Raw genomic sequence first — 2,401 nt, 5'->3', positions numbered from 1 at the left:
TCCCGCGCTACGCCAACACTCACACCGAAAGCTCCGGCACCGGATTACAGACCTCACTGCTGCGGCAGGACGCACGCCAGATCATCCACCACGCGGTCGGCGGTACCGAGACCGATCTGGTGATCTTCTGCGGGTCCGGGGCGACGGCGGCGGTGAACAAACTGGTCGACATCCTCGAACTCCGCGTTCCGTCCGGTCTGGCCGCGCGCTACCACTGGGACGAGCAGATCCCCGACCGGCAACGGCCGGTGGTGTTCGTCGGTCCCTACGAACACCACTCCAACGAGTTGCCGTGGCGGGAATCCATCGCCGACCTGGTGGTGATCGACGAAGACGCCGACGGTCACATCGATCTGGACCAACTCGAGCAGCGGCTGATCCATTACGCGGACCGACCATTACGCATCGGTAGCTTCTCGGCCGCCTCCAACGTCACCGGCGTCTTGTCGGCCGCCGACCGGATCGCCACCCTGCTGCACGAGCACGGCGCGTTGTCCTTCTGGACTACGCCGCCGCCGGGCCCTACGTCCCGATCCGGATGCGGGACAGCGCACCTGGTCGTGGTGACCACAAGGATGCGATCTTCCTCTCGCCGCACAAGTTCGTCGGCGGACCCCAGACTCCCGGGGTGCTGGTGGTCCGCCGTGAGCTGGTGCGCAACGCAGTGCCCACCATGCCAGGAGGAGGCACGGTGGCGTACGTGGACCCGATCGGGCACCGCTACCTCGATGACCCCATCGCTCGGGAAGAGGGCGGCACCCCGGCAATCATCGAGTCGATCCGTGCCGGGCTGGTCTTCGCGCTCAAAGACGCGGTAGGTACCGACCTCATCGGGCAACGAGAACAGCGACTGTGGCGCCATGCCTTCGGCCGGTGGCAGGATCACCCGAACATCGAAATCCTCGGCCACCCGCATGCTCGACGACTGTCCATCGTGTCCTTCCGTATCCGGTCAGGCGCACAGAGCTACCTGCACCACAACTACGTCGTCTCCCTGCTCAACGACTTGTTCGGCATCCAAGCCCGCGGCGGCTGCTCCTGCGCCGGCCCTTACGGGCACCGGCTCCTGACCATTGACCCGCAACATTCCCGCGCCTACCGAGACGAAATCGAGTTGGGTTGCGAAGGCATCAAACCCGGCTGGACCCGAATCAACTTCAATTACTTCATCTCCGACACCGTGCGCGATTACCTGACCGACGCGGTCGAACTGCTGGCCTCGTACGGCCATCGCCTCCTCACCGACTACACCTTCAGCCCTGACACCGGCCTGTGGCACCATCGTGAGGGGCCCCGCCAGCGCCCCCTGCGACTCGGGGACCTCTTCTATGACAATGTGGGCACCTTGCAGTACCCGACGCACCGCGACACCCTCGACGAGGCCGCGCTGGCCGATCACCTGTGCGAGGCCCGCGCCCTTCTCGAGGCCCGCCCCGAGGAGGTCCCCGACGGTCCTACCGGCCTCCCGGCGCACTTCGAAGCGCTGCGCTGGTTCCCGCTACCCCCGCAATGCCTGATCTCGAGCACTCGATAGCCGCCGTCGCCGACCTCGACCATGGCCGCCACGACACGCAACCGGAGACACAGCACCGAACGTCTCCCGATGAGAGGAAGACCACGATGGGCGGATACCGTACGTTCACCGCTCAATACCGGGTGGAGGCAGCGATCCCGGTCCCCAGCGCGAGCCTCACCGAGCCTCTGGGCGCCACCATCAGCATCGAGGCGGTCGGGGTGTCTGACACCGCGGGCGCGCCGGTGCTCGGCGATGTCGCCCGCCGCGGGCCGGTGTTGGCGGTGCTGGCCCATCCCGACGATGAAAGCTTCGGGTTGGGCGCCGTGCTCGCCGCGCTGACCGCGGCCGGGGCCGAGGTACGCGTGCTGTGCCTCACCCACGGTGAGGCGAGCACCCTCGGAACCACCGCGGACCTTGCGGCCGTGCGCCGTCGCGAGCTGACCGCCGCTGCCGAGCGCCTGGGCGTCACCGACGTCGTCCTGCACGACTTTCCAGATGGTCGCTTGGGCGAGATCACGCCCACCACCATTGACGAGGTCGTGCGGGACAGCCTTGGCAATGCGGCCACCCTCGTCGTGTTCGAAGCGGGCGGCGTCACCGGCCACCGCGATCACCAAGCCGCGACCGCGGCAGCGCTTCGCGTCGCCGACCGTCACCAGCTGGCGGTGCTGGAGTGGGGCGTCGCCCCCACCGTTGCCGACCAGCTCAATTCGGAGTTCGACACGGCATTCGTCGCCCTCAACGGCGACGGGACCATGGACATCGCCGTCGACCGCGCCGCGCAGCGTGCCGCGATCGCCTGTCACGAAAGCCAAGCCCACGACAACCCGGTCCTCACCCGTCGCCTCCAGCTCGCGGGCCCGATCGAACGGATCCGCCTACGCC

The 2,401-nt window shown here is 67.6% G+C and carries 2 protein-coding genes and 1 pseudogene; all 3 read left to right on the top strand.

Going from position 1 to position 2,401, the window contains the following annotated elements; genetic code table 11:
- Positions 1-56: 56 nt before the first annotated feature.
- Positions 57-434, top strand: a pseudogene (locus WAW17_RS27940) (aminotransferase); the annotation flags it as partial.
- Between the two features lie 104 nt (positions 435-538).
- On the top strand, positions 539-1,534 hold the full coding sequence (locus WAW17_RS27935; protein ID WP_422336109.1) for an aminotransferase class V-fold PLP-dependent enzyme: 996 nt from the start codon (positions 539-541) through the stop codon (positions 1,532-1,534).
- A gap of 224 nt (positions 1,535-1,758) precedes the next feature.
- Positions 1,759-2,401, top strand: a 643-nt coding sequence (locus WAW17_RS27930) for a PIG-L deacetylase family protein (protein WP_422336110.1), incomplete at its 3' end; no start/stop codon positions are given.

Origin of the sequence: Rhodococcus sp. (in: high G+C Gram-positive bacteria), from assembly GCF_049286785.1 — a bacterium.
Taxonomy (GTDB): Bacteria; Actinomycetota; Actinomycetes; order Mycobacteriales; family Mycobacteriaceae; genus Rhodococcus_F.
The sequence above is the reverse complement of the archived record's forward strand: the minus strand, read 5'-3'. Positions and strand labels throughout refer to the sequence as shown.

Excerpts from the sequence above, each read along its gene's own strand:
- WAW17_RS27935 (WP_422336109.1), top strand. The coding sequence starts at position 539 with ATGCGGGACAGCGCACCTGGTCGTGGTGACCACAAGGATGCGATCTTC.